This is a genomic window from Methylibium sp. (assembly GCF_031393925.1).
GTDB lineage: Bacteria > Pseudomonadota > Gammaproteobacteria > Burkholderiales > Burkholderiaceae_C > Methylibium.
In genome coordinates, this window is the sequence record NZ_JANMWL010000166.1 from 1 (window position 1) to 4,686 (window position 4,686).

2 protein-coding genes are annotated in these 4,686 nt (G+C 70.9%); one reads left to right on the forward strand and one right to left on the reverse strand.

Translation table 11 applies throughout. From position 1 onward, the window contains the following. Window positions 1-2: 2 nt before the first annotated feature. Window positions 3-4,418 carry a DEAD/DEAH box helicase gene (locus RMO12_RS09245; protein ID WP_309639070.1) on the reverse strand — a complete coding sequence of 1,472 codons (4,416 nt, stop codon included), beginning with the start codon at window positions 4,416-4,418 and terminating at the stop codon, window positions 3-5. Between the two features lie 57 nt (window positions 4,419-4,475). Here RMO12_RS09245 and RMO12_RS09250 point away from each other — a divergent pair. Beyond that, the coding region (locus RMO12_RS09250) for a hypothetical protein (protein ID WP_309639071.1) at window positions 4,476-4,686 on the forward strand (211 nt) is incomplete at its 3' end.

Consider the following 4,686-nt stretch of genomic DNA (forward strand, 5'->3'; position numbering starts at 1 on the left):
CCTCACTGCGCCTTGAGCAACTCCATCAACTGCCCCGCGTCGATCGGCGCGGCGGCGCCGTCCTGGCCGCTGAGGATGCCTTCGGCCAGGTCGCGCTTGCTGCGGTGCAGGCGCACGATTTTTTCTTCGATCGAGCCCTGCGTCACCAGCCGGTACACCGTCACGGGCCGCTGTTGACCGATGCGGTGGGCGCGGGCGCTGGCCTGCTCTTCGGTGGCAGGGTTCCACCACGGGTCGGCAATGATTACGTAGTCGGCCACGGTCAGGTTCAGGCCGAAGCCGCCCGCCTTCAAGCTGATGAGGAACAGGTCGCCCTGGCCGGCCTGGAAGGCGGCGACGCGCTTGGTGCGCTCGGCGGCCGGCGTGCTGCCGTCGAGGTACTGGTAGGCGAGGCCCGCCTGATCAAGCCGCTGGCGCAGCAGCGCCAGGAAGTCGGTGAACTGGCTGAACACCAGCGCCTTGTGGCGCCCGGCCACCAGCTCGATGGCCAGGCGCTCGAACTCCTGCACCTTGGCGCCGACGATGCCGAGTTCGGGCGCCACCAGGCGCGGGTCGCAGGCGGCGCGGCGCAGACGCGTCAGCGCCGCCAGCACGTGGAACTGGTTCTGGCCTTCGCGGTTGCCGCCGGCATTGGCGGCCATCGCCGCGCTCACGCTCGCCTCGGCCTGCTGGCGCAGCGCTTCGAGCAGCGCGCGTTCCTTCGGGCCGGGCACCACCTCGTGGACGATCTCGGTGCGCGGCGGCAGGTCGGTCAGCACCTCGGCCTTGGTGCGGCGCAAGAGAAACGGTGCGAGCAGGCGGCGCAGCCGGCGTGAGGCCTGCGCCTTGACGTGCGGGTCGTCGGTGCGCTCGATCGGGTTGCCAAAGCGCCGCGCGAACTGCTCGGCGTTGCCCAGCAGGCCGGGGTTGCAGTAGCCCATGATCGACCACAGCTCGCCCAGGCGGTTTTCGATCGGCGTGCCGGTCAGTGCCAGCCTGAAGTCGCTCGTGAGCGCCAGCGCCGCCTTGGCGCGGCGGGTCGTGGGGTTCTTGATGGCCTGGGCTTCGTCGAGCACCACGCTGTGCCACTGCGGTGCGGCCAGGATGTCGGCATCGATCTGCAGCAGCGCGTAGGAGCACACCAGCAATTGCCCGGGCCCGAGCGCGCGCACCTGGCGGCGACGGGCTGCGCGGCGGGCGTTGTCGGGCGCTGCTGCCGTCGCGGTGTCCGTGATGGGCGCGGTATCAGGCGCAAGGTCCGGCGCCGGCTCGGGCGCGTCAACCAGTTCGTCCTCGACACCTTCTGCGCCGAGCCCGTCGCCGCCCGGCACGTCGCCATACAACTCGACTTGCAGGCCGGGCGCAAAGCGCGCCGCCTCGATGAGCCAGTTGCCGCACACCGAAGTCGGCGCGACGACGAGTGCTGGTCCGCCCGCGGCGCGCTGCAGCAGCATCGCCAGTGTCTGCACCGTCTTGCCCAGGCCCATGTCGTCGGCCAGTACGGCGCCGAAGCCGCTCGCTGCCAGCCGCATCAGCCAGCGGTAGCCTTCGAGCTGGTAATCGCGCAACTCCGTGCCCAGCCCCGCGGGCAGCTCGAACACGCGCTCCTGTGCCGCGGCCCAGGCCTGGCTGCGCTTGCGCCAGGCGGTGTCGCCATCGAGCGTGAGGCCGTGGCCACTGGCCTGCCACGCGAGTGCCGCAACGCCCGAGAGGCGCTGGCCCTGTTGGTGCGATTGCGCCAGCGCCGCCAGGTCACTGAGCTGCTGGCGCAGTGCGTCGCCGAGCGCCAGGAAATCGCCTTCGCCCAGGGCCACGTAGCGGCTGCGGCTCGCCTGCGCGAGCTCGAGCAGTTGCTGCAGGCGCAACACCTCGCCGTCGTCGAGCTGCAACTCGCCTTCGAGCTCGAGCCAATCTCCCTTGGTGCTGGTGGCGCGCAGCTTGACGGCCGCGTCGGGCACCGCGCGCACGCGCATGGGCTTGCCCTTGGGCCACTCGCTCACGATGGTCGCGCTGAGCCGGCTCAGGGCTTCCACCGCGGCCAGGGCCTCTTGTGGTTCTTCGAGCAGCCAGTGGTGCGCGCCGTCGTCAAGGAAGTCCACCGCATCGAGCAGGCCCTGCACGGCCTCGCGCTCGCGCGCCAGCTCGCGCCGGGTCGAAAGTGTCACGCCCAGGTGAACCGTGGTGACGCGCTCGCGCCCGCCGCCGGGTGCCAGCCGCGGACCGAAGTCGCCAAAGGGCGCGGCCAGCAGGTTCAGGGCCAGCCCGCTGCCCTGCGGCGTCAACTCGGCATGCAGCAGGCTGCTGGCCTGCACCTCATGGCCGGCTTCGGCGTCGCTGGCGACCTGGAAGTGCGCCGCCAACACGCGCAGCGCCGCGTCCAGCTCGGCGCGCGCCGCCACCGGCACCTTCCAGCCTTGCGACACCAGCTCGGCCACGCGCAGTTGCGCGGGGGTGAGCCGCACCAGCCGCGCGCGCGTGGGGCCGTCGGGCAGCAGCAGGACGTTGTCCAGGCGCGCCCGCTGCGGGCGCAGGCGCTGCGTCAAGCGGCGAACGAATTCGTCGACGTCTCTGTCGTCTTCGTCTTCGTCGTCCTCGTCCGACTCGATCTGCTCGCCGCGCAGCGGGTCGAGCAGGCCGAAGGTGATGAACTCGCCGCGGGTCATGACTTCCAGCGCGGGCAAGGACTCGACGACTTCAATGAACTGCGTCGGTTCGCGCTCCCAGGCCACGAAGGGGTGGTGCACCAGCGCCTGCACGGCCGATGCGGTGTCGAGCATCACGCGGTTGCCATAGGGCTCGCGCTTGACCGCACGCAGCACCGCGGCGTCGTGGGCGGGCAGGTCCTTGCGCTTGATGAGCGTGGCCAAGCTCACCGGCTTGGCCTTGCCCAGTCCGCGCACGCCGGCCTTTTGCTCCATCGGCTCCAGGCTTTTGATGCGCCCGTCGGCGCCGGCGTCGACGACCCAGATCACGCGGTCTTGCAATGTGCCCTGGCGCCCGCTCGCCGGGCCGGCCGCGCCGCCGCCCAGCGCCAGGATCGAGGCCAGCGCCTCGCGCCAACTGTCTTGCGCCGCGCCGATGAAAAAAGGCGCACCCGCATCGGCCGGCGCCGCAGCCTCGCCCAGCAGCGTGGCACCGGCGCGCCGCACGAGCCGTGCGAGCCAGGCCAGCTCGGCGCGGTCGAACCCTTCTGACAATGTCTGCACGTGGGTGCGCAGCACGGCCGGCGCGGCAACCTCCACGCGCAGCCACGCCGCGAGCAACAGATGGTGCAGGTAGTGCAGCGACTGCCGCCCCGAGCCTTCGTGGCGCTTCAGGCAGAAGAGGTCGTGCTCCCTGGGGGCGTCGCCCAGGCGCTGGTCGATGGCCTCCTGCCAGACCTTCCAGAGGCCGAACGGGTCGGTCTTGCCACCCTCGGCGGCTGCGAACTTGCGCGCCTTGGTCCACGCGGCGGGGGCGGGCTGCGCCAGTAGCGCCATCACGTAAAGCCAGGCCAGCGAGGGCGACACCAGGTTCTTGCGCCGGCCCACTTCGGCTGCGGCAAGCTTGAGCGCCGCCTCGAATTGCGTGGCGCCGCTCTCCCAATGCCCCTCGGCGAGGTCGAACGCGGCCCGCATCACGTCGACCCTGACGCCCTTGATGCCCGTACACAGCGCCCGGGCAGCGGCGAAGTCGCCACGAAACATCACCGTCTCGGCCAGCCGGCAGCGCAGGTCCGGCGCGAGGGAGGCGGGCGCAGTTGCGCTGCGCGCCAACAGCCAGTCTTCAAGCGGTTTGCTCGCGGCTTCGGCAAAGCCGCTGAGCACAAACATCATGCGATCGGCCAGCTCGGCCTGCAGCGCGGGCTCGAGCCGGCCGAACAACACGCCGTCGAAGGGCTCGAGCACCGCCCGGCGCAGCGCGCCGTGTATCAACTGCGTGTTGCTGTAGGCCAGCTCGCCCAGGCGCTCCAGATGGCGCAGCGACTTGCCACCGAAGATCACCAGGCGCAGCGCCGCGGCGAGCTGCTCTTCTTCTTGAAAGCCCAGCGAGTAGGTGTGATCAAAGCTGGTGAGCTTGCGCCAGGCCTCGAACCAAGCCTCTGCGCAAGCAGGCTCGCGCATCATTTCCGTGAACCGCGCCGGCCCATGCGGCGCTGCCGCACTCAAGCGGCCTTGCTGGTCCCGCGTGGCGTGGCCGGCGGCCAGCAGGCGGTCGAGCAGGCGCTTGACCTCGGGCTGGTGGAAGGCGGCGCCGCGCTCGGTGCGCACGCCGGCTGCAGCCAACATTTCGGCCACGCGCGTCGAACCCGAGGGCGCCTGCAAAGCGCACAGCGCGTCGTACACCAGCGCATCCTCGGAAGTCATCGTCCGGTCGAGTGCGGTGAGGCCGCTGGCGGGTGCGACCGGGGCGCCGGGTTCGAGCGGGATCAGGGTGGGTTGGCGGGGAGGGGGCTTCACGATCGAGGGCGGGTTGCGGCTTAGGGGCCGTTAGCCTACCTTCCCCGCGCCTGCTCGGTGGGCAGAACGCAGCCGGCAGACCACGAGTCAGCATCGGCCCTGCTTTTCATCCACATCAGCGACGGCAAGCTGCACGACGTGAACGTGCTGGACATGCTGGCCTTCGAGGCCGGCGCGTTCCACCTGATGGACCGCGGCTACAAAGTGGTCGAGGTCGATGAGGGCCACGCCCAGCGGCTGGGCGTCGCGCTGGGCCAAGGCCAGCATC